Origin of the sequence: Mesorhizobium sp. C089B (assembly GCF_030323125.1) — a bacterium.
Taxonomy (GTDB): Bacteria; Pseudomonadota; Alphaproteobacteria; order Rhizobiales; family Rhizobiaceae; genus Mesorhizobium.
In genome coordinates, this window is record NZ_CP100469.1 from 5,403,841 (window position 1) to 5,426,800 (window position 22,960).

Sequence of the window (22,960 nt, forward strand, 5' to 3'; positions counted from 1 at the left end):
ACTCGGTCCAGCGGAAGTTTCGGAGGGACCGGCGCAGAAGCACGGAAAGCACGATGGCTGACACCGGGGCAGAGCGGACAACCACGGGGCAGGCCGTCGCCGGCCGGCTGTGGAACAGCCGATGGCTGCTGGCCGCCGGTGCGATCGCTATCCTGGCCGTTTATGTTTTTGCCGATATCTCTGCCTATGTCGTCCTGGCTGCGTTGACGGTGCTGCTGGCTGCCGCGCTTCTGCCAACCGGTGGCGCCAGCCGGTCTGCTGAGAAGACCATTACCACGGTCGAGGCGAGCGGGCTGCAGCGGCTTTCCGGCGAATATCTTGCGGCTGCCGTTGCCGATCCGCTGATCATCTTCGACCGCACCGCCACCATCGTCCACGCCAATGCCGCCGCCTTTGCCGCCTTTGTCGGTATCGCGCCCGGCCTGTCGCTGCCGCTAAAATTCCGCGCGCCGGAAATGCAGGCATTGCTGGACCGCGTGCTGTCGGGAACCGTCGCCTCGGATGCCGTCGACTACACCGAGAAGCTGCCGGTGGAACGGGCCTACCGGGTCAGCGCGTCCTCGGTCGGCCACGCCACCGACCTCTATGTGCTGGTATTCAAGGACCAGAGTGAGACGCGCCGCATCGACCGCATGCGCGCTGACTTCATAGCCAATGCCAGCCACGAGTTGCGCACCCCGCTTGCTTCGATCTCGGGCTTCATCGAGACTTTGCGCGGCCCGGCCCGCAACGATCCGGCGGCGCGCGAGCAGTTCCTGCAGATCATGCAGAACCAGACCGGCCGCATGGCGCGCCTCATCGACGATCTCCTGTCGCTGTCGAGGCTTGAAATGAAGCCTTACCTGAGGCCGGGAACCGAGGTCGATCTGCGCCAGTCCATCGACAGCGTCATCGATTCACTGGGCCCGCTCGCCAGCGAGAACGGCGTCGTCATCGAACGCGACTACGCCGAGGGGCCGCTCGACGTGCCCGGAGACCGCGACGAGCTGTTCCAGGTGTTCGAGAATCTCTTGGAAAACGCCTGCAAATACGGCCAGCCTGGCGGACGCGTCACAGTGTCGATCGCGCGGGGCGAGGCCGGCCCGGAACCGGGCATCGATGTCACCATCAGGGACTATGGCCCGGGCATCCCGGAAGAGCACATACCGCGCATTACCGAGCGCTTCTATCGCGTCGACGTGGAGAGCAGCCGCACGCAGAAAGGCACCGGTCTTGGCCTGTCCATCGTCAAGCATATTCTGACGCGCCACAACGCCCGGCTTTCGATCAAGTCGGAGGTTGGCAAGGGCGCGGCGTTCACGGTCCATTTGCCGGCAGGCTGAGGCGGTACTATCTGCTAACTGCCTGTTTCTTCTTTCTGTCATCCGGCTAGCGTATCAGCACAGGGGTCGAGGAAACGACTCAAAGGCCAAAGATTTAAGGAAGGCATTTCGCCCATGCAGTCCGTACACATTGTCAGCGCCTATGACGAAGAGCTGAAATACCTGGCGAAGCGCATCGCTGCGATGGGCGGCCATGCCGAGCGCATGGTCGAGCAGGCGATCCAGGCGCTGGTCAATGCCGATCCCGGCCTCGCCCAGAAGGTCATTCGTGACGACATCGTGCTTGACGATGGCCAGCGCGAAATCGACGACAAAGCCATCGTCATCATCGCCAAGCGCCAGCCCATGGCGACGGATCTGCGCGAGATCGTCGGCGCCATCCGCATTTCGGCCGACCTCGAACGGGTCGGTGACCTCGCCAAGAACGTCGCCAAGCGTGTGGTCAGCGTCATTGACGGCCGCCAGCCGACCAGCCTGTTTCGCGGCCTCGAGGCGCTTGCCGAACTCGCTTTGACCCAGCTCAAGGAAGTGCTCGACGTCTATGCCTCGCGCTCGGTCGAGAAAATAGGCTTCGTTCGCGACCGCGACGACCAGATCGACGCCATGTACACCTCGCTGTTTCGCGAGCTTTTGACCTACATGATGGAAGATCCGCGCAACATCACGCCGTGCACGCATCTGCTGTTTTGCGCCAAGAACATCGAGCGCATCGGCGACCACGCCACCAACATTGCCGAGACGATCTACTACATCGTCACCGGCGAGCAGTTGCCGGCCGAGCGTCCAAAGGGCGACAAGACCGACAAGGTTGCCCTTCCGGCGCTGCCGGTGAAGTGATCGCGCTCCCCTCGAACGCTTAATCATATTGCGCTAAACTACCTGGATGTTAGCGTCTCGGTTCCTGGCCAAGGCCAGGCGCTCAGGAGGCTGCGATGGAATATGTCCGAGAGTTCAAGCCGGCGCCGGCATCGTCCGGCATCATCGCGTCGAGCGTCTACACCGCCGGCAAGCGCATCGCCGACATTCCGATCGAAGAAGCCGGCGAATGGGCCAAGAAGTCGGGCCATGTCGTCTGGATCGGGCTGCTCGAACCCGACCGCGAGCTTCTGCTGCGCGTCAAGGCGCAATTCCATTTGCATGAGCTGGCGATTGAAGACGCCGAACATCCGCACCAGCGGCCGAAGATCGAGCAATATGGCGATGCGCTGTTCATCGTTGCCCGCACTGCACAGCTGATCGACGGACGCGTCACCTTCGGCGAGACGCATCTGTTCGTCGGCTCAGGCTATATCGTCAGCGTCAGGCATGGTCCCTCGACCTCATACGCCGCCGTGCGCCAGCACTGGGAAAGCTGTCCGCACTCACTGGCCAAGGGCGAGGATTTCGTCCTCTACGCCATCCTCGACTTCATCGTCGACAACTACATGCCGGTGCTAGAGCAGATCGAGGACGAGGTCGAGGCGATCGAGGACAGGGTGCTGCTGAAGCCGATGACCGGTCCCGACATCGAGCGGCTCTATATGCTGCGCCGCGATCTGTTGCGCCTGCGCAATGCGGCGCTGCCGCTGGTCGAGGTCTGCCGCCGGCTGACCAGCGCCGAACTGCCGCAGATCCATACCGCAATGCATCCGCTGTTTCGCGATGTCACCGACCATATCCGCACCGTGCAGGAAAAGATCGACAGCCTGCGCGAGGTTCTGGCCTTCGCTTTCGAAGCCAGCCTGCTGGTCGGCCAGAGCCAGGAAACCGCGAACACCAAGAAGCTGGCCTCATGGGCGGCGATCCTGGCGGTGCCGACGGCGCTCGCCGGCATTTACGGCATGAATTTCGACGACATGCCGGAACTGAAGATGCAATACGGCTATCCCGTCGTATTGGTCTCGATCGCGCTGATCTGCTCGTTTTTGTATTGGCGATTTCGGAAGAGTGGGTGGCTGTGATGGTAGGCAGTAGGCAGTAGGCAGTAGGCAGAATAAGGTAGCGCCTCACGAGCGCTACCCCATTCCCTACTGCCCAGTCCCCAATCCCTAACTACCGGCTCCTGCGCCGCTCTGAAGCCGGCTGGAACGCCACCCTTGCGTGGTACTTGCAGTAAGGTCCGGTTTCAGCCGCCTCGTTGCCGCAGAAGTTGAAGTCTTCCGACAGCGGATCGCCATTCGGCCATTTGCAGGTGCGCTCGGTGAGATCGGTGAGCTGCAGATGCCGCGAGATCGGCACGACGACGTTTTCGACCGGGCGGATGTAGTGGCGCGCCACTGGCTCGGCGTCGAACTGCGCCTGCAGCGCGTTCGCCCCGATCGAAGTCGTGACATGGCGCTGCGCGGTTGCGGCGCGCGGCACCGATTTCTGGATCGAAGATCCCTGCGTTGTCTTCTTCTGACGCGCCGGCGTCGCGGTCGAGCGTCCGCGGCCCGACAGCTTCAGCCGGTGCACCTTGCCGATGACCGCGTTGCGGCTGACCCCGCCGAGTTGTGCGGCGATCTGGCTTGCGCTCAAGCCCTCCGACCACAGTTTCCTGAGAAGTTCGACCCGCTCGTCAGTCCAGTTCATGAGACCGCGCTCCTGCTATGTGTGCGGCAGCCGGAATCCGTTCCCGACCCGGCAATCTTTGCCGGGGCAGACACCACATATATTAGGTGATTAGGTCCGCCGCACGAAATCTAGTTATTTCCCGACTACAATTACCTCATGTGTTGACTCGGTGACAAGAGTCCCAGGTGCAACACGAATCGGTTTTTTAGGTTTTCCCCAACTTGCCCGGTCGCTTATGAGCCGGCGTCTCGTCGGGAGCTGGCCACGCGCCTCTGCACGACGTTTTCGTTGACTTCATGGCCGAAAAACACGATAAGCCGCAAAGGCCGCCGCTTTGGCGGCTTTTTTGATTTTTCCGGTACCGGAGACGCATATAATGAGCGGTTCGGCGCTTTACGAGACCTTTGCCCGCGCCCCTTTGGCCTTCGATCATGGCGAAGGCACCTGGCTGGTTACCGACAAGGGCGAGCGATATCTCGATTTCGCTGGCGGCATCGCGGTCAATTCGCTGGGCCACAGCCATCCGCATCTGGTCTCGGCGCTTACCGAACAGGCGGCCAAGCTCTGGCACGTCTCCAATCTCTACGAGATCCCGGGGCAGGCCCGGCTCGGCGAGCGGCTGGCTGACGCCACCTTCGCCGACAAGGTGTTCTTCACCAATTCCGGCGCCGAGGCGCTCGAATGCGCGATCAAGACGGCGCGGCGCTATCAGTTCGTCAAGGGCCATCCCGAGCGCTTCCGGGTCATTACCTTCGAAGGCGCCTTCCACGGCCGCACGCTGGCGACCATCGCCGCCGGCGGCCAGTACAAATATCTCGAAGGCTTCGGCCCCAAGGTCGAAGGCTTCGACCAGGTCGGCTTTGACGACATCGACGCCGCCGAGAAGGCGATCACACCAGAGACCGCCGCGATCCTGATCGAACCGGTACAGGGCGAGGGCGGCATCCGCCCGGTGCCGACGCAATCCTTGAAGCGGCTGCGGCAGCTCTGCGACCAGCATGGCCTGCTGCTGATCTTCGATGAGGTCCAGTGCGGTATCGGTCGCACCGGAAAGCTGTTCGCGCATGAATGGACCGGCGTGACGCCCGACATCATGGCGATTGCCAAGGGCATTGGCGGCGGCTTCCCGATGGGCGCGTGCCTCGCCACCGACGACGCTGTCGTCGGCATGACGGCAGGCGTGCATGGCACCACTTTCGGCGGCAATCCGCTGGCCATGGCGGTCGGCAACGCTGTGCTCGACGTCGTGCTGGAAGACGGCTTCCTCGAAGACGTCCAGCGCAAGGCATTGCTGATGAAGCAGGGCCTGGCGGCGGTCGCCGACGAATTTCCCGATGTCATCGAAGGTATCAGGGGCAGCGGCCTGATGCTTGGCCTGAAATGCGCCATGCCCAACACCAAGGTCAACATGGCGCTGCGCGACCAGCATCTGCTGGCGGTGCCGGCAGGCGACAACGTCATTCGTCTGCTGCCGCCGCTGACCGTCACCGACGCCGAGATCGGCGAAGCGCTCGATCGCATCCGCGCCGGCGCCAAGGGCCTGACCGACGCCATCGCCGCGGCCGCCGCGAAGTAATCCCGAGAACCATTCCCGATGAGCCTTCGCCATTTCACCGATCTTTCCGCCGTTTCCGAAGGCGATCTGCGCCTGATGCTGGACGATGCGGTTGTGCGCAAGGCGCGCCTCAAGGCCGGCGAACGGACCAAACCGCTCGAAGGCAAGGTGCTGGCCATGATCTTCGACAAGCCGTCGACGCGCACGCGCGTGTCCTTCGACGTCGGCATGCGACAGCTCGGCGGCGAGACCATCATGCTGACCGGCACCGAAATGCAGCTCGGCCGTTCCGAGACCATTGCCGACACCGCCAAGGTGCTGTCGCGCTATGTCGACGCCATCATGATCCGCACCACGTCGCATGAGCGGCTGCTCGAGCTGACCGAGAATGCCACGATTCCGGTCATCAACGGGCTGACCGACGACACCCATCCCTGTCAGCTGATGGCCGACATCATGACCTTCGAGGAGCATCGCGGTCCGGTTGCCGGCAAGACCATCGCCTGGACCGGCGACGGCAACAACGTGCTGCATTCGCTGCTCGAAGCTTCGGCGCGGTTCCGCTTCAACCTGAACGTCGCAGTGCCGGAAGGCAGCGAGCCGGCGCAAAAGCATATCGACTGGTCGAAGAGCAATGGCGGCAAGCTGCACTTCACCCGCTCGCCCGAGGAAGCCGTCGACCAAGCCGACTGCATCGTCACCGACTGCTGGGTGTCGATGGGCCAGGAACACCGCGCCCGCGGCCACAATGTCTTCTCGCCCTATCAGGTCAATGCGGCGCTGATGGCCAGGGCCAAGCCCGACGCCCTGTTCATGCACTGCCTGCCGGCGCATCGCGGCGAGGAAGTCACCGACGAGGTCATCGACGGTCCGCATTCGGTTGTCTTCGACGAAGCCGAGAACCGGCTCCACGCCCAGAAGGCGGTTTTGGCCTGGTGTCTGGGCGCTTGATCTCCAGGCGCTTGATCTCCAAGCGCTTGATCCGGGGCGGCGCGATGCCTATTTGCGCCCCATCACGCAAATCAAGCGCGTTTGGACGCATGCACCCCTCCGGGCCGCATGGCCGCGCCCTGGAGCTTTGTCATGTTGGAAACGCATCAAGTGACTGAACATCACCCCAAACTCGGCGAGTTCGGCTATGCCGGCGACGATCATGTCGTACCCTTCGAGGTCGGCCCGCTCGACGTGCGCGGCCGCACCGTGCAACTCGGGCCGATGCTCGACGCCATCCTCAACCGTCACGACTATCCCGAGCCGGTCGCCCGCCTGCTCGCGGAAGCCTGTGTGCTGACGGTGCTGCTCGGCACCTCGCTCAAATTCGAAGGCAAGTTCATCCTGCAGACCCGCACCGACGGCCCGGTCGACATGCTGGTCGCGGATTTCTCCACGCCTTCGGCATTGCGCGCCTATGCGCGTTTCGACGCCGACCGGCTGGAGGCCCTGGTGGCCGCAGGCCAGACCTCGCAGCAGACGCTGCTGGGCAGCGGCGTTTTGGCGCTGACCATCGACCAGGGCGCGCACACGCAGCGCTATCAGGGCATCGTCCAGCTCGACGGCGAGACGCTGGAGGACGCCGCGCGCACCTATTTCCGCCAGTCGGAGCAGATCCCGACCGACCTCAGGCTGTCGGTGGCCAAGCTTCTGACGCCAGGTCCCGGCGGCGCTCGTGAGCAGTGGCGCGCCGGCGGCATCCTGGCGCAGTTCCTGCCGCAGTCACCCGAGCGCATGCGCGTGCCCGACATTTCGGGCGGCGACGGCGATCCGCGTGACGTGACGCAGGAGCCGGCCGACAATTCGTGGCGCGAGCTGGTGGCGCTGCTCGGCACCATCGAGCCGACCGAGCTGATCGACCCGACCATCGGCGCCGAGCGGCTGCTCTACAGGCTGTTCCACGAACATGGCGTGCGCGTCTTCGGCGGCGTGCCGGTCGCCGACCAATGTTCCTGCTCAAGGGACAAGATACGCGGCATCCTCGAGGGGTTTTCCGCGCAGGAGATCAAGGACAGCACCGAAGATGGCGGCATCCACGTCGCCTGCGAGTTCTGCTCGAAGCAGTACGACTTCGACCCGGCGGAGTTTGCAACTCAGTAGCATCTCTTCCTTCTCCCCGTTCACGGGGAGAAGGTGCCCGAAGGGCGGATGAGGGCAGCGCGAACTTTGGTGAATGGCCGCGCATAGCCTAGGTCATGTGCGTGGAAGATAACCTCATGACTCTGGCGCTGCCCCTCATTGCCCTGCCGGGCATTTCTCCCCGTATAGTGACGGGGAGAAAACCCCTAATTCACCGTCCGTCGGGTCCCCGGCAGATCCAGCGAAAACGCGGGAATAGCGACGTCGAACGTCTCGCCCTTTTTGTTGCGCATGGTGTAGTGGCCGACCATGAAGCCGGAGGGCGTTGAGAGCGGGCAGCCTGACGTGTATTGATAGCTGTCGCCGGGATTGAGCTCAGGCTGGTCGCCGACCACGCCGGCGCCGCGCACTTCCTCGACCCGGCCGCTGCCGTCGGTGATGTGCCAGTAACGCGCCATAAGCTGCACGAAATCGTCCGACTGGTTGTCGATCGTCACCTGGTAGCCCCAGACATAACGGTTCTCCGCCGGGTCCGAGCGGTCCTCCAGGTAGAACGGTCTGACCTGCACTTCGATGTTGCGCGTGACGGCGCGGTACATGGGCTGCTCCGGTTGCGCGGCAGGGAACATTTGTCGCGCCATGCGGTTTGATACGCGCAGAGCGGCATGTCCTGCCAGCCTCAAAGCGCAGGTGCCGACAAACAATGTCATTTAAGTGACACATGACAATGTTGGTGTGCGCAAACCTTGCCGGCGACTCAAGGCCCATCTGTCGACTGACAAAGCAGCCGCGAGCGGCCTTTCCGGAGTGACCAGATCTCGATGGAACCAGCTCTCACAGCCGCCTTCGCTTCCTCCGCTTTGCTTCTTTCCAATCTCGCCAGCATCCTGCTTGCATCGTCGAAGCTGAAAGCGCGCCGTCTCATCCCTCCGCCGTCCAACGAGCAGCCGCCGGTCTCGATCGTCGTGCCGTCGCGCGGCGTGGAGCCGTTCACACAAGAGACGCTGCAGCGAGCTTTCTCGCTTGACTGGCCGATCTACGAACTGATCTTCTGCGTCGCTCACGCCGACGACCCGGTCGTCGAACTGATAAACAGGGCGATCGTCCTGTTTCCCAACGTGCCGACCCGGCTGCTGATCGGCGACGACCGCGTCAGCAGCAACCCGAAGCTCAACAACTGCGTCAAGGGCTGGGAAGCGGCGCGCTATCATTGGGTTATTCTGGCGGATTCCAACGTGCTGATGCCTAGGGATTACGTCCAGCACCTGATGGCGGCCTGGCGGACCAATACCGGGCTTATCTGCTCGACGCCGATCGGCTCGCGGCCGGATGGCTTCTGGGCCGAGGTCGAATGCGCGTTCCTCAACACGCTGCAGGCGCGCTGGCAATATGCCGGCGAGGCGCTCGGTCTCGGCTTTGCCCAAGGCAAGAGCATGCTGTGGAACAAGCCGATGCTCGATACCAGTGGCGGTATCCGCGCGCTGGCCGCCGAGATCGCCGAGGATGCTGCTGCAACCAAGCTGGTCAACGGACTGGGCCTGCACGTCAATCTCGTTGCCTCGCCTTTCGAGCAACCACTGGGGCAGCGCCGACTTGCCGACATCTGGTCGCGCCAGGCGCGCTGGGCGCGGTTGCGCCGCGTCACTTTCCCGCTGTTTTTCGCACCCGAGATCCTGACCGGCGTCGCCGTGCCGCTGGCGTTGGCGCTGGTGGCGGCCGCAAGTGCCGGCATCAGCCTGCCGGCCACGGTGTTGGCCGTGCTGACGGCGGCCTACATTCCCGAATGCGCGCTGGCCGCGGCCAAGGGCTGGCACCTGTCGCTGCGCATGGTCCCGGCGATGATGGTGCGCGACATGATGCTTCCCGCCATCTGGGCGCGCGGCTGGCTGAGCGGCGCCGTCGACTGGCGCGGCAACATCATGACCATCGGCACCAAGACGGCCGAACTGGAAGAGGTTTCGTCGGGAGCGTGACGCCTCGCGGCCTATCCGGCTGCCTTCAGCGCCTGCGCAACGTCCTCCAGCAGATCGTCCGTATCCTCAAGACCGACCGACAGCCTGAGCGTTCCCGGCCCGATGCCAAGCTCGGCGCGAGCTTCGTCGCTGAGGTTCTTGTGCGTGGTGGTCGCCGGATGGGTGATCAGGCTCTTGGCGTCGCCGAGATTGTTGGAGATCAGCACGATGTCGAGCGCGTTCTGCAAGGCGAAGGCCGCCTGCTTGCCGCCCTTGATGTCGAGGCAGATCAGCGTCGATCCGCCTGTCATCTGCTTCTTGACGATGTCGGCCTGCGGGTGGTCGGCGCGGCCGGGATAGATGACGCGGGCGATTTCCGGCCGTCCTGCCAGGAAATCCGCGATCTTGGCCGCGCTTTCAGTCTGCTGGCGCACCCGAACCGGCAGCGTCTCCAGGCCCTTGAGCAGCGTCCAGGCGTTGAACGGCGACAGGCTCGGGCCGGTGTGGCGGAAATAGTCGTGCAAATTCTCGTCGATCCATTTCTTGTCCGACAGGATGATGCCGCCGAGACAGCGTCCCTGGCCGTCAATGTGCTTGGTCGCGGAGTAGACGACGATATGGGCGCCGAGCTGCAAGGGCTTCTGCTGCAAGGGCGTGGCGAAGACATTGTCGACGATCAGCCTGGCGCCGATCGAGGTGGCGAGCGCCGCCACCGCTGCGATGTCGACCACTTCCAGCGTCGGATTGGTCGGGCTTTCCAAGAAGAACAGTTTCGTGTTCGGCCGCACCGCCTTTTCCCAGTTGGCGATGTCGGTGCCGTCGACCAGCGTTGCCTCGATGCCGTATTTCGGCGCCAGCGTCTCCACCACCCAGCGGCAGGAGCCGAACAGCGCGCGCGCCGCAACGATATGGTCGCCGGCCTTGGCGCTGCACAGGAGCGCTGCCGTCACCGCCGCCATGCCGGACGCCGTGGCGCGCGCATCTTCGGCACCCTCCAGCGCGCACATGCGCTTTTCGAACATGTCGACGGTAGGGTTGGCATAGCGCGAATAGATGAAGCCCGGCTCCTCGCCCTTGAAACGGGCTTCCGCGGCCTGCGCCGTTTCATAGACATAGCCCTGGGTGAGATACATCGCTTCCGACGTCTCGCCGAACTGGGAACGCAGTGTTCCCCCGTGCACGAGTGCGGTCTGAGGCTTCCAGTTACGCTTCTTGGTGCTCATCGCTTTTGTTCCAGACACAAAAAAACCGGCCGCGAAAGTCGCAACCGGTCCATATGGCCTTGCGGCCCGACGGTCCTTTAGCGACTTGTTTAACGTGGCTGCAAGCCGACCGGCCAAATCACCACGGGATAACGACCCTTTAGACCTCACCTGCGCTTGCGTCAATTGCCGGCTTCATTAAGAGGTTTGTACCAGGCAGGTTCCGCAATAATATCCAGCGGTTTTGCGGCAAGAACCTGCCACAAAGAGACCGACCTTGGAGCGGAGCCAGCCTTTTGCGGCAGACAGGCATTCTTCCCGATCAGGACATTTCCGCGCTGTTTCAGTCCGGCGCGCTGAAGTCGCCGCGCGCGCTTGATGTCGACCAGGTGCAGCCGGCGAGCCTCGATCTCAGGCTCGGCGACAAGGCTTTTCGCGTGCGCGCCTCCTTCCTGCCGGGTCCCGATCATCTGGTGGCCGACAAGCTTCACCGGCTGAAATTGCATGAGTTCAGTCTCGCCGAGGGCGCGGTCCTGGAAACCGGCTGCGTCTACATCGTGCCGCTGCTCGAAAGCCTGGCGCTGCCCGCAAACGTGTCGGCCTCGGCCAACCCGAAGAGCTCGACAGGCCGGCTCGACATCTTCACCCGGGTGATGACCGATCGCGGCCATGAGTTCGACAAGATCGCCGCCGGCTATCACGGGCCGCTTTATCTTGAAGTCAGTCCTCGCACCTTCCCGATCGTCGTGCGCGCCGGATCGCGACTGTCGCAGATCCGCTTTCGCACCGGCAACGCGCTGTTATCGGAGGCAGAGCTGAACGAATTGCACCGCGCCGAGATGCTGGTGGCGACCGAGCCGCCCAACATTTCCGGCGGCGGCATTGCGCTGTCGATCGATCTTGACGGCGACCAGAACGGCCTGGTCGGCTATCGCGGCAAGCATCACACCGGCTTGGTCGATGTCGACAAGCGCGCCGCCCAGGATGCCGTCGATTTCTGGGAGCCGCTCTATAAGAGCGGCGCCGGCGAACTGGTGCTCGACCCGGACGAGTTCTACATCCTGGTCAGCCGCGAAGCCGTGCACGTGCCGCCGCTCTACGCCGCCGAGATGACGCCCTTCGATCCGCTGGTTGGCGAATTCCGTGTTCACTATGCCGGCTTCTTCGATCCGGGCTTCGGCCATTCGGCCTCAGGCGGCACCGGCAGCCGGGCGGTGCTCGAAGTGCGCAGCCACGAAGTGCCGTTCATCCTCGACCACGGCCAGATCGTCGGCCGGCTGGTCTACGAACACATGCTGAAGCGGCCGCAGGCGCTTTACGGCACCGATCTCGGCTCGAATTACCAGGCGCAAGGCCTCAAGCTCTCCAAGCATTTCCGCCCCGCCGGCTGAACCTTCGATCACCATCAGGCAAAATACTTGCCTGCGCTGCCTCACCATGCTTGGCTGCCTTTCGGTGGCCGGCAAGAGAACGGCGCGCAAGGGGAACCAAAATGCAGATTTCAAGATGGATCATATCGGCAGCGGGCGCTGCCATGCTGGTGATATCGGCCGGCTCGCTGGCTGAGGCGCAGGAGAAATTGAAGATCGGCACCGAGGGCGCTTATCCGCCCTTCAACACCATCACCGCGGACGGCAAGATCGAGGGCTTCGACATCGACATTGCCAATGCGCTGTGTGCGCAGATGAAGGTCGAGTGCGAGATCGTCACCCAGGACTGGGACGGCATCATCCCGGCGCTGCAGGCGAAAAAGTTCGACGCCATCATCGCCTCGATGAGCATCACCGAGGAGCGCAAGAAACAGGTCGCCTTCACCAACAAATACTACACGACGCCGCTGGCGCTGGTGGCGCCCAAGGACAGCGACCTCACTTCCACCGAACCGGCAGCCCTTGCCGGCAAGACGGTGGGCGCGCAGGCCTCGACCACCCAGGCCGACTATGCGCAGGACGCCTATGGCAAGGCCGGCGCCGAGGCGAAACTCTACCCCACCCAGGAAGAGGCGATCACCGACTTGCAGAACGGCCGTCTCGACGCCGTCATCTCCGACAAATTCGTGCTGATGGACTGGCTGAAGAAGGCGAGCGACGGCTGCTGCAAGCTTGTCGGTGACGTCAAGGGCACCGAGACGCAAGCCGGCATCGCTGTCCGCCTGGAGGACACGGCACTTCGCGACAAGCTCAACGCGGCGATAGACGCCATCGTCGCCGACGGCACTTACAAGAAGATCCAGGCCAAGTATTTCGATTTCGATATCTATTGAGGTTGGAACTGCCAAATCTCCCCCCTTGAGGGGGAGATGGCCGGCAGGCCAGAGGGGTCGCTGCGCATAGAATGCCAGCGCCTTTCAGCCGCGGAAGACTTTAGCGCTCCACGCGCAACGACCCCCTCTGTCGCCTTCGGCGACATCTCCCCTCAAGGAGGGAGATTACGCTCTCAAAGCGCCTTCACCGCCACCTTAACCGGCTGCTCAATCTCCAGCGGGTTGCGCAGCGGCAGGCCGAAATCCCCGGCCTCGATCTCGAACACGTCGCCAGCCTGAGTCTTGATGCCGTCGGCAAAGGACAGCGTCGCCGTGCCGAACATGTGCACATGCACGTCGCCCGGCTGGCGGAAGGCCGAATATTTGAAGTGATGATGTTCGAGATTGGCGATTGTGTGCGACATGTTCGCTTCGCCCGACAGGAACGGCTTTTCCCACAGCAAATTGCTGTCGCGATAGATTCGCGATGAGCCCCTGACGTCGGCCGGCAGGTCGCCGATCAGGATTTCCGGCCCGAACGAGGCGTTGCGCAGTTTGGAATGTGCCAGGAACAGATAGTTCACCCGCTCGGTAACATGATCGGAAAACTCGTTCGACAGCGTGAAGCCGACGCGGAACGGCGCGCCGTCGTCGCCGATGACATAGATGCCGGCGATTTCCGGCTCCTCGCCGGCGTCCTGCGCAAAGGCCGGCGACATCAGTGCGGCGCCCGGCGCCACCGCCATGGTGCCGTTGCCCTTGTAGAACCATTCCGGCTGCACGCCGGTCTGGCCCTTGGCCGGCTTGCCGCCTTCGAGCCCCATGCGGAACATCTTCATGGAATCGGTAAGCTGCTCCTCGCCGCCATCGCTGAGCTTCTTGTGCATGGAATCGCGCGTCGCCGCCGAGCCGAGATGGGTCAGGCCGGTGCCGGTCAGATGCAGATGCGCAGGATCGGGATGGTTGATCGGCGACACCAGCCGGCCCTTCTTGTAGACGGCGTCGAGGTCTATCGCTTCACCGAACCCCTTGCGCTCGATCAGCGCGGCGAGGCCCGTTCCGGTGCGCGCGGCTTCCATGGCCAGCGAATAGACGCTGCGGGCGCCGTTGATGATCCTGGTCTTGCCGCCGCCATTGCGGGCGACGACGCGGATGGTCTCGGCGTCGTCGAGGATCTGGGAGATTAGCATGATGAAATCCTCTCTCATGTGCCTTGGCCGGGTTGCCCCTTGGCAAACCTTGACCTGCGCGGCTCGGACCTCGCCGCGCCACGGGTTGAACTCTTCGTCCGGATTGCGCTCGCGAGCTCCATCCCTCGGGGGACTTCTTATGCCGACAACTTGCCGGCTGCGCCGCGACCGTATGCCTCCTGCTTGCCTCGCTGAAGCTTGTCAGGCCTTGTTCTTGTTGTAGACGTCGAAGATCACGGCGCCGAGCAGCACCAGGCCTTTGACCACCTGCTGCCAGTCGACATTGACGCCCATGATCGACATGCCGTTGTTCATCACGCCCATGATGAAGCCGCCGACGACCGCCCCGATAACCTGGCCGACGCCGCCCATCGCCGAGGCGCCGCCGATGAACACTGCGGCGATGACATCGAGCTCCGAGCCGAGACCCGCCGCCGGCACCGCCTGGCCGAGACGAGCCGCGATGATCAGGCCGCCAAGCGCCGACAGCACGCCCATATTGATGAACACCATCAGCGTCAGCCGCTCGGTGTTGATGCCCGACAGCTGCGCCGCCTTGGGATTGCCGCCCATGGCGTAGATGCGCCTCCCGATGGTCATGCGCTTGGTGACGAAGACGAACAGCGTGATCAGCACGCCCATGACCAGCAGCACCACGGGCAGGCCGCGGTAGCTGGCAAACTCATAGACCAGGAACAGCGCCAGCGCGCTGGCGACCAGCGTCTTGACGACGAACAGGGTGAAGGGCTCGGCCTCATAACCATGGCGTTCTCGTTTGCGCCGGGTGCGGACCCCGAAATAGGCATAGGCGAGCACGGCGATCAGCCCCAGCACGACCGTCGTCATGTGCAGGGTCACGCCGCTGCCCATGATGGTCTTGCCGGCTGCGTTCACGACCGGCGGGACGAGCGTCAGTGGGCCGATCACATCCGGGATGAAGCCGGAGCTGAGCATCTTGAAGTCGTCGGGAAGCGGACCCACCGACGAGCCGCCGCCAAGCAACGCCTGGCAAATGCCGCGGAAGATCAGCATGCCGGCCAGCGTGACAATGAAGCTCGGTATCCGGTGATAGGCGATCCAATACCCTTGCGCGGCGCCGATCAGGCCACCCGCGACCAGGCAGACGATCGAAACCACCAGCGGATTGCTCAGCGGTCCGAGTTGCCAGATGACCATCATGTTTGCCGCCAGCGCGCCAATGAAACCGGCGACCGATCCGACGCTGAGGTCGATATAGCCCGATACGATCACCAGCAGCATTCCCAGCGCCATCACGATGATGAAGGAGTTCTGCTGCACCAGATTGCTGAGGTTGACCGGCTTGAACAACGTCCCCGACGTGGTGAACTGGAAGAACAGCATGATGACGATCAGGGCTATGATCAGTCCGTATTCGCGTAAATTCGTCGCCAGCGCCGAGACGGCGATGCGCGGGCGCTGTTCGTCGGCGACGTTGCCCTGCGGGCGGGGGCGCTTTCGGTGCTCATGCTGCTTTTCCTTCTCCCCGGACGATGGCGCGCATTATCTTTTCCTGGCTTGCTTCCGCCGCCGGCATTTCGCCCACCATGCGCCCTTCGTTCATGACGTAGATGCGGTCGGTAATCCCCAGCAATTCCGGCATTTCCGACGAGATGACCACGATCGCCTTACCCTCCGAGGCAAGGCGCGCGATGATCGTGTAGATTTCATACTTGGCGCCGACATCGATGCCGCGTGTCGGCTCGTCGAGGATCAGCACGTCAGGGTCGGCAAACAACCATTTCGACAGCACCACCTTCTGCTGGTTGCCGCCGGAAAGATTGCCGGTCATCTGATAGACGCTGGACGCTCGGATATTGGTCTTCTTGCGATAGTCGTTGGCGACCGCAAGTTCGCGCATGTCGTCGATCACGCTGTGGCGCGACACGCCGTCGAGATTGGCCAGCGTAATGTTATGCTTGATATGGTCGATGAGATTCAGGCCGTAGGTCTTACGGTCCTCGGTGACATAGGCGATGCCGTGTTGGACCGCCTTGCTTACCGACGAGACATCGACCGGCTTGCCCTTGAGCAGCACTTCGCCGGTGATGCGGCGGCCATAGGAGCGGCCGAACAGGCTCATGGCGAATTCGGTGCGGCCGGCGCCCATCAGCCCGGCGATGCCGACCACCTCGCCCTTGCGCACATTGATGTCGATGCCCTTGATCACCTGCCGCTCGGCATGGAGCGGGTGATAGACCGACCAGTTCTTCACCTCGAACACGACTTCGCCGATCTTGGGCTCGCGCGGCGGATAGCGGTCGTCTAGCGAACGGCCGACCATCGAGGTGATGATGCGGTCTTCGGAGATATCCTTCTTGGCCAGCGTCTCGATGGTGCGCCCGTCACGGATGACGGTTACCTTGTCGGCGACCCGGTTGATCTCGTTGAGCTTGTGCGAGATCAGGATCGAGGTCATGCCTTGCCGCTTGAATTCGAGCAGAAGATCGAGCAGCGCCTGGCTGTCTTTCTCGCTGAGCGACGCGGTCGGCTCGTCGAGGATCAAAAGCTTGACGTCCTTGCTCAGCGCCTTGGCGATCTCGACCAGCTGCTGCTTGCCGACGCCGATATTGGTGATCAGTGTCTTGGGGTCCTCCTTGAGGCCCACCTTCTTCAACAGGGCAGCGGTGCGCGCCTCGTTGGCATCCCAGTCGATGACGCCGTATCGGGCGTTTTCGTTGCCGAGGAAGATATTTCGGTGATCGACAGCATCGGCACCAGCGCTAGCTCCTGGTGGATGATGACGATGCCCTTGTGTTCGCTGTCATGGATACCTTTGAACTGGCATTCCTGACCCTGAAAAATGATCTGGCCGTCATATGTGCCGGCGGGATAGACGCCCGACAGGACCTTCATCAGCGTCGACTTGCCGGCGCCGTTCTCGCCAACCACGGCGTGGATCTCGCCTTCTTCGACGCTGAGGTTGACGTTCGACAGCGCCTTCACGCCGGGGAAGGTCTTGGTGATGTCGCGCATCTCCAAAATCGTCGTCATCAGGGCAAGCTCCTCCTGTTGCATGTCGCTCCAAAGTGCTTGCGGTTTGAGACAACGACATGCACGCAAACTAAGTCCGGTAGAAACAATACCGGGGTCGCTTGTGAACGGACAGGGGTCCTGCGTCGCGCAGGACCCCTGTCTTTATAAACGGATTACTTCAGTTCGTCGGCCTTGATGTAGCCGGAGTCGACGACCAGTGCCTGGTAGTTCGACTTGTCGACCTCATGCGGCGTCAAAAGGATCGAGGGGACGACCTTGACGTCGTTGTTGTAGGTCTTTTCATCGAGGCCGTCCGGCTTGCCGCCCGAGAGCACCTTGTCGACGAGTTCGACGGTGGCCTTGGCCAGTTCGCGGGTGTCCTTGAACACGGTCGAGTATTGCTCGCCCGTGATGATCAGCTTGACCGAAGCAGTCTCGGCGTCCTGGCCGGTCACGATCGGCCACGGCTGGGCGTCGGTGCCGTAACCCACGGCGCGCAGCGAAGCGGTGATGCCGCGCGACAGGCCGTCATAGGGCGAAAGAACGCCATCGACGCGGCTGCCGTCCGAGTAGTTGGCCGACAGCAGGTTGTCCATGCGCGCCTGGGCGGTGGCGGCGAGCCAGCGCAGCGTGCCGACCTTGTCCATGCCGGTCTGGCCGGACTTGATCTTGATCGAGCCGTCATCGATCAGCGGCTGCAGCACCGAGATTGCGCCGTTGTAGAAGAAGAAGGCGTTGTTGTCGTCCGGCGAGCCGCCGAACAGTTCGACGTTCCACGGCTTGGTGTTCGGGAAGCGCTCCTTGAGGCCCTTGACCAGCGAGTTCGCCTGGATCACGCCGACGCCGAAATTGTCGAAGGTGGTGTAGTAATCGACATTGGCGGTCTTCTTGATCAGGCGGTCATAGGCGACGACGACGACGCCGGCGTCAGCGGCCTTCTGCAGCGCGTCCGACAGGGTCGTGCCGTCGATCGAAGCGATGATCAGCGCCTTCGGGCCCTTGGTGATTTCGTTTTCCAGCTGGCTGAGCTGGTTGGGGATGTCGTCCTGAGCGTACTGCAGGTCGACCGTGTAGCCGAGAGCTTCGAGCTGGGACTTGACGGCATCGCCGTCATTGATCCAGCGCTGCGAGGTCTTGGTCGGCATCAGCACGCCGACAAGACCCTTGTCGGCTGCATGCGCCGAGTAGGTCATGGCAGCGATGCCAAGGGCCGCGACGGCGGCCAGTGTCTTGATGATTTTCACGTAAAACTCTCCCTGGTTGATGGACGCGACACCTCGGGGCTTCGCGGGCCGCGCAGTCGGGCGGATGCGCCAAAGCGCCGCCGCCGTCATAATCGATCTCCGGTATCCTCCCAATCGGCCCTCAGATTTAAATCGATACGATTTTGCTCGTCATCGACCGTCAAGTCTTGAGGACGCGCGAAAGTGTGACCCTTTGCCATAACTGTCAAATGCGATCTTCGGTGGTTGCTATACCAAAACCGGTATATGACTAAACCGGGCTGGAACAGTGGCGGAAGCGGGAAAAGGCATGGCGGCTTTACGAGGTCCTCAGGGAATTTCAAGCGGTTACGATGAATTGCCGGGCGATGGCGAGACACTTCTGCGTAGCGGCTTGAGCCTGCGTCACATGCGCATGATCGCAGCACTCGACGATCACGGTCGGGTGAGTGCTGCCGCCCAGGTGATGAACATCTCGCAGCCGGCGGCCTCGCGCATGATTTCCGAGATGGAAGCGGTGCTCGAGGTGAAGCTCTGCGAAAGGCTGCCGCGCGGCATCACGCTCACCCCTTACGGCAAGGCGCTGGCCCGGCGCGCGCGCTCGATCCTGCTCGAAATGCGCGAGGCCGACCGCGAAATATCGGAGCTCAAGGCCGGCAAGGGCGGCTCGGTGTTCCTTGGCGCGGTGACGGCGCCGGCGATCGAACTGGCGGTCCCGGCGATCCGCGAGATACGCCGCCTCTATCCGCGCATCGAGATTACCATGCAGGTCGAGACGTCGAATGTGCTGGCGCGCGAACTGATCGCCACGCGCCATGATTTCATCATCGCCCGTGTCCCCGAAGACCTCAATCCGCGCCTGTTCGAATCGCGCGTCATCGGCGTCGAGAAGGCCTGCCTGATCGTGCGCCGAGGCCACCCGCTGAGCAACGGCCATCCTCTAAACAATGGGAAGGCGGTGAGGCTGGAGGACACCGCCGCCTTTGACTGGGTGTTCCAGTCGGGCGGGTCGCCGCTGCGCCAGGCGATGGAGAGCAATTTCCTGAACCGCAACATCGCCCTGCCGGACCGCATCCTCAACACCTCGTCGCTGCTGCTCACACTGGTCATGGTGGCGCAGTCCGACGCCATCGCCCCGGTGTCGATCCAGGTGGCAAAATTCATCCAGAACCCCGACGGTCTCGCCGGCGCCATCGATGTCGTCCAGACCGAGTTCGACATCGAGGTCCGCCCCTACAGCCTGATCACGGTGAAGAACCGCGTGCTGTCGCCGGCAGCCAAGATGCTGCACGATTTTATCTTGCGGGAAGTGGGATAGGAACTGGAGCGGGTAGAGGGAATCGAACCCTCGCGTTCAGCTTGGGAAGCTGGGTGTGTTTCTCTTGCTTCAATGGCTTAGGTGTAAAACTGAGGCCTTTTCGATTGCTAATTACGCAATAGATTCAAGGACTGTGTAAAACCAAATTGAGACGATTTAGGACAGCGCGTTGTCCTCCTAGTGCGAGGTCCAAGAGCTTCGACAGCCGCGTTGCCCTCAGGGCAATGAGATCGAGCAGCAACCCGGGCTGTCCGCGAGGCGAAATCAAATGTCTAGCCCTTTGCCTAGCCAAATTAGCATTAACCCGCAGATCGATAGCTATAAATTCAGTATCAGCATGTGCTGGCACTGAAATTTATAGAGGAATCGATGGTGAAGAGAGCAACGATCAGGCCTTACTCCGAGACCCGTCTGGCTAAATTTGTAGAGCGACGAATTCTGGAACTAAAGCCACGAAAAACACAGGCGGCTATCTCAAGCGAGGCCGGTTTTGCGCAACACAACATGCTGACCAACATCAAGAAAGGTAATAGCAAGCTGCCGCTCGATCGCGTCCCGGCGCTAGCAAATGCGCTGGAGGTCGATCCAGCTCTCCTGTTCATGATGGCCGTCGAGCAGCTTGGCGGCGAGACGACAGAGTTGGCCATCCGGAAGATTTTCGGGACCCTTGTAACTGGAAACGAGACGGCTTGGCTGGAGGAGATCCGAAAGGCTTCCAACTACTCGGATCCGAGCCTCACATTGAGGGCTCGAGCTGCGTTGCGCGGGATCTTCGGCAAGTGACGGGCGCTCATGACGAAGTGTCGCTGGTATCGTGTCGGCGGCGCACCGCGGCAGCTATCACGCCCAATGAATTCGCATGGATTGAATTCATCAGGCTCGCGAGTGGCGATACCGACCCAGCCCCAACGTTGGATCGAGTTCAGCGACTCCGGCATTTCTTGATATCGATCAACCGCCGATGAGCAGGCCTTACTTCAATCCACGATGGACCGGCGCTTCCATCCCGGAAAAAGACTGGCATTTTCATCGACAGCTACTCATTCGCTACAGGATTGTGCTTGGGCCTGGTGAATTCTCCGGCATGGTCCACGACATCAAGAGCGGCTACGCCAAGCTGATCGAAACGCGATCGAAAAAGACGGCTATCTACTCCGTGAGGATCGATCGTCTCGGCGAAAGGATTTATGTCCTGTGGGACGGCAAGCACGTCATCACCGCATGGCCGCCGGAGAAACGGCTGAATGAGAAACGACGCCGAATGCGACAGGCAGATGACTGACACATCGATGCTTGTTGGGACGCTCACAGACCGACGCGCATCGCTAAGCCGTCACAGTCCCATTTTGGGCCGACAGCAGAATGGCAGGCTTCTGTGGAAGTCCGCGAAAAGCCGACGTTCAGCAAACGACCCCATGGTCGCCGTTCGATTTACTTCTGTCGCCGCCCGAAACTTGCCATTCGTTTGGCTGCGCCAACGGGTAGAGTTGGGCTCGCAAGCCGGTCTGCTTATGAGTGGACCAGCAAATAGCAGACGCCGCTGATGCACGGCGAAGAAGCGTAGGGTTTGCTGGACCTCTGAAACCCTGACACGCATTTTGGACATACTTGGGCCGCAGCGCACCGCGGAGCGGGTTGAGCTAAACGATGTCCAGAAAGCGGTCATCTGCCAGACAATCGGGCGCTTGGCGCTGGCGTCTCTTCGCGCCGATGCGGTATACAGCGGGCCATGAAGCGTTTGATTGGCGATAGCATCCGGCCGGGAGACATTCTGTTTTCTGCGCGCCGTGGCGTAAGCGGCAAAATAGTGCGCGGTGTCACCTGGGGTGAGGTTTCTCACGCGATGATCTGCGTTCAGCACAGCTCCTTCATCGACTCCACCATGGAGGGGGTTCTCGCACACAACATTCAGAGGCTGTTTTTCGAAGACGACGAAAGCGTCTTCCATTTCCGCCTGAGGGAAGGTGTCAGTCCCGAGAAACTCGCCGCAATTACCGAATATGCACGGTCTCAAGTGGGCACTCGGTATTCGTTGCCGGAAGCAGCCCGATCAGTCATTGCAGTTCGTAAGCCACGATCACGCCAGCAGTTCTGTTCCCGACTGGTAGCCCAGGCTTATGGAAAAGCGGGCTTCGAACTAGTGCCCGACCCGGATTACTGCTCGCCCGAGGTTTTGCGCAACAGCCCGCTGCTCCAGGAGCTTCCCGTGCAGACGGAAACCGTGAGCAAGGAAGAGTTTGAATGGTGGAGCACCAGTGACAACGCGATTGAAAAGTCGAAGGAAGCTTATAAAACGCTCTTCAAGAGAATTCGGGAATTCGCCCCGGACGTTGAGAATCATGACGACCTACTGAAGTTTCGGGCCAGGCATCCCGACGCCGACCCGTATGTCGTCGAGGCACTCCATGACAGTGGGCTCCTTGACCTCTGGCAGGTAGACATTGACCTCCACCCATCGCGTTATGACCATACGTTGATGGCGCAGCAGCGCGGAGAAAGCGTCAGGCACTATTGTATCAGTACGGTTCGGGAGGCTTACACCGGGGGCATCAGATATGCTCAAAACCTGGCCACTTTGAAACGCGTCTTCAAAGATTTCCCACGGCCGTCGCTCGAACTTGAGATCGCGCTGTATGAAACGCTAACCCGCAACCACCAATCGCGGAGGGAGGTCGCATATTCCTGGCTTCGGGCGCACCATCCTGACGATCTTGCCCAAGACATGGAGCAGATCGCGCCCCACAGCCCTGAGTGGTTCAGGGTTGTGGAGGTGGTTGATGCGAACCTGAACGCCCTCTCAAAATATGCGGTTCAACAGGAGGACTCTCCATATGTTTGCTCAACGTGCGGCGACCAGCCCGCCCATGCCTACCGTATCGCCAACGAGGCCGATGTGAACCCGGGCGTACCCTCGCTCTCCCTCTGTGAGGACTGCCTCGAGATCAGGCGCCGGATGGGATACATCTTGGATCCGTTTTTCGATCGCTAACGCGGGCTTGGTTCAAGGGCCTGCAGGGGTGTGTTTCGGCTTATGCGCTCGGTGTGTGTCGGGTGTCGTATACCGATATCTTCCGAGAGGCATGTGATTTAACAAAAGTACCATTATACTAACGATATCAACAGCTTAGTTCCACAATGTTAGTTCTGCGATTTTTGGAAGGGCACGCTAGGGTAGCGCCTCCTTTTCGCACTCGTGCGTAGGCATACACTAGACCGTCAAAAATGCGCTCGTTGCAGCCGAAGCTGGCCAAGTGCGTAAAAGCCAGCTTTCTCGACTTATCCGCCCGAAACCTGCCAGTCCGCTTCCACCCCATCTCAGCCATTGACCGCGCCGAGCGCTATGGCAGCATTTAGGACATG

Annotated in this window: 19 protein-coding genes, 1 pseudogene and 1 riboswitch; of the genes and pseudogenes, 13 read left to right on the plus strand and 7 right to left on the minus strand. The window is 61.8% G+C overall.

Features of this window, described 5'->3' with window-relative positions; all coding sequences use genetic code 11:
- Window positions 1–53 precede the first annotated feature (53 nt).
- The 3 genes from NLY44_RS26565 to NLY44_RS26575 all read left to right on the plus strand — a co-directional run bounded on the left by NLY44_RS26565 (window position 54) and on the right by NLY44_RS26575 (window position 3,262).
- On the plus strand, window positions 54–1,322 hold the full coding sequence (locus NLY44_RS26565) for an ATP-binding protein (RefSeq protein ID WP_023806273.1): 1,269 nt from the start codon (window positions 54–56) through the stop codon (window positions 1,320–1,322).
- 114 nt (window positions 1,323–1,436) lie between these two features.
- Window positions 1,437–2,159 (plus strand): phosphate signaling complex protein PhoU, encoded by a 723-nt coding sequence (gene phoU, locus NLY44_RS26570; RefSeq protein ID WP_023692535.1) that lies wholly within the window; start codon window positions 1,437–1,439, stop codon window positions 2,157–2,159.
- A gap of 95 nt (window positions 2,160–2,254) precedes the next feature.
- Window positions 2,255–3,262, plus strand: a complete 1,008-nt coding sequence (locus NLY44_RS26575; RefSeq protein WP_023692534.1) for a magnesium and cobalt transport protein CorA — start codon at window positions 2,255–2,257, stop codon at window positions 3,260–3,262.
- A gap of 91 nt (window positions 3,263–3,353) precedes the next feature.
- Here the strand turns inward: NLY44_RS26575 and NLY44_RS26580 are convergent, their stop codons facing one another.
- Window positions 3,354–3,872 carry a GcrA family cell cycle regulator gene (locus NLY44_RS26580; RefSeq protein WP_023692533.1) on the minus strand — a complete coding sequence of 173 codons (519 nt, stop codon included), beginning with the start codon at window positions 3,870–3,872 and terminating at the stop codon, window positions 3,354–3,356.
- 358 nt (window positions 3,873–4,230) lie between these two features.
- Here NLY44_RS26580 and NLY44_RS26585 point away from each other — a divergent pair, with 358 nt between their 5' ends.
- The 3 genes from NLY44_RS26585 to NLY44_RS26595 all read left to right on the plus strand — a co-directional run bounded on the left by NLY44_RS26585 (window position 4,231) and on the right by NLY44_RS26595 (window position 7,500).
- Window positions 4,231–5,430 (plus strand): aspartate aminotransferase family protein, encoded by a 1,200-nt coding sequence (locus NLY44_RS26585; RefSeq protein WP_023681950.1) that lies wholly within the window; start codon window positions 4,231–4,233, stop codon window positions 5,428–5,430.
- A gap of 18 nt (window positions 5,431–5,448) precedes the next feature.
- Entirely contained in the window at window positions 5,449–6,360 is a 912-nt protein-coding gene (argF, locus tag NLY44_RS26590; RefSeq protein ID WP_023669629.1) for an ornithine carbamoyltransferase, read from the plus strand.
- A 108-nt stretch (window positions 6,361–6,468) separates the two neighbouring features.
- The gene (locus NLY44_RS26595) at window positions 6,469–7,500 is read left to right on the plus strand and encodes an Hsp33 family molecular chaperone (RefSeq protein WP_031195623.1); all 1,032 of its coding nucleotides are present in this window, start codon (window positions 6,469–6,471) and stop codon (window positions 7,498–7,500) included.
- A 185-nt stretch (window positions 7,501–7,685) separates the two neighbouring features.
- Here NLY44_RS26595 and apaG read toward each other — a convergent pair whose 3' ends face one another.
- Window positions 7,686–8,078 (minus strand): Co2+/Mg2+ efflux facilitator ApaG/CorD, encoded by a 393-nt coding sequence (gene apaG, locus NLY44_RS26600; protein WP_023669631.1) that lies wholly within the window; start codon window positions 8,076–8,078, stop codon window positions 7,686–7,688.
- A 222-nt stretch (window positions 8,079–8,300) separates the two neighbouring features.
- Between apaG and NLY44_RS26605 the strand changes: the two genes are divergently transcribed.
- Window positions 8,301–9,452 carry a ceramide glucosyltransferase gene (locus NLY44_RS26605; RefSeq protein WP_023688691.1) on the plus strand — a complete coding sequence of 384 codons (1,152 nt, stop codon included), beginning with the start codon at window positions 8,301–8,303 and terminating at the stop codon, window positions 9,450–9,452.
- An 11-nt stretch (window positions 9,453–9,463) separates the two neighbouring features.
- On the opposite strand, the gene NLY44_RS26610 is transcribed toward NLY44_RS26605, so the two are convergent.
- Window positions 9,464–10,654, minus strand: a complete 1,191-nt coding sequence (locus NLY44_RS26610) for an O-succinylhomoserine sulfhydrylase (protein ID WP_023688690.1) — start codon at window positions 10,652–10,654, stop codon at window positions 9,464–9,466.
- Between the two features lie 57 nt (window positions 10,655–10,711).
- Window positions 10,712–10,789, minus strand: a riboswitch (SAM riboswitch).
- A gap of 140 nt (window positions 10,790–10,929) precedes the next feature.
- On the opposite strand from NLY44_RS26610, the gene NLY44_RS26615 reads away from it, so the two are divergent.
- Window positions 10,930–12,024, plus strand: a complete 1,095-nt coding sequence (locus tag NLY44_RS26615) for a 2'-deoxycytidine 5'-triphosphate deaminase (protein WP_023688689.1) — start codon at window positions 10,930–10,932, stop codon at window positions 12,022–12,024.
- A gap of 101 nt (window positions 12,025–12,125) precedes the next feature.
- Window positions 12,126–12,896, plus strand: coding sequence for an ABC transporter substrate-binding protein (locus NLY44_RS26620; RefSeq protein WP_023688688.1), 771 nt, complete (start codon window positions 12,126–12,128; stop codon window positions 12,894–12,896).
- Window positions 12,897–13,069: 173 nt separating this feature from the next.
- Here NLY44_RS26620 and araD1 read toward each other — a convergent pair whose 3' ends face one another.
- The 4 genes and pseudogenes from araD1 to chvE form a co-directional block, all read right to left on the minus strand.
- Window positions 13,070–14,065 (minus strand): AraD1 family protein, encoded by a 996-nt coding sequence (gene araD1, locus NLY44_RS26625; RefSeq protein ID WP_023669636.1) that lies wholly within the window; start codon window positions 14,063–14,065, stop codon window positions 13,070–13,072.
- A 201-nt stretch (window positions 14,066–14,266) separates the two neighbouring features.
- Entirely contained in the window at window positions 14,267–15,427 is a 1,161-nt protein-coding gene (gene mmsB / locus NLY44_RS26630) for a multiple monosaccharide ABC transporter permease (RefSeq protein ID WP_502882050.1), read from the minus strand.
- Between the two features lie 121 nt (window positions 15,428–15,548).
- A pseudogene (mmsA, locus tag NLY44_RS26635) lies at window positions 15,549–17,080 on the minus strand (multiple monosaccharide ABC transporter ATP-binding protein).
- Window positions 17,081–17,232: 152 nt separating this feature from the next.
- Window positions 17,233–18,303 (minus strand): multiple monosaccharide ABC transporter substrate-binding protein, encoded by a 1,071-nt coding sequence (gene chvE, locus NLY44_RS26640; protein ID WP_023681943.1) that lies wholly within the window; start codon window positions 18,301–18,303, stop codon window positions 17,233–17,235.
- A gap of 289 nt (window positions 18,304–18,592) precedes the next feature.
- On the opposite strand from chvE, the gene NLY44_RS26645 reads away from it, so the two are divergent.
- From NLY44_RS26645 to NLY44_RS26660, 4 genes are all read left to right on the plus strand, one after another.
- Window positions 18,593–19,600, plus strand: coding sequence for a LysR family transcriptional regulator (locus NLY44_RS26645; protein ID WP_023681942.1), 1,008 nt, complete (start codon window positions 18,593–18,595; stop codon window positions 19,598–19,600).
- Between the two features lie 339 nt (window positions 19,601–19,939).
- Window positions 19,940–20,383 carry an XRE family transcriptional regulator gene (locus NLY44_RS26650; protein ID WP_286455822.1) on the plus strand — a complete coding sequence of 148 codons (444 nt, stop codon included), beginning with the start codon at window positions 19,940–19,942 and terminating at the stop codon, window positions 20,381–20,383.
- A gap of 178 nt (window positions 20,384–20,561) precedes the next feature.
- Complete coding sequence (locus NLY44_RS26655; RefSeq protein ID WP_286455823.1) at window positions 20,562–20,882, plus strand: hypothetical protein; 321 nt, start codon at window positions 20,562–20,564, stop codon at window positions 20,880–20,882.
- A 447-nt stretch (window positions 20,883–21,329) separates the two neighbouring features.
- The gene (locus NLY44_RS26660) at window positions 21,330–22,589 is read left to right on the plus strand and encodes a YiiX/YebB-like N1pC/P60 family cysteine hydrolase (RefSeq protein WP_023806270.1); all 1,260 of its coding nucleotides are present in this window, start codon (window positions 21,330–21,332) and stop codon (window positions 22,587–22,589) included.
- The last annotated feature ends 371 nt before the right edge of the window (window positions 22,590–22,960 follow it).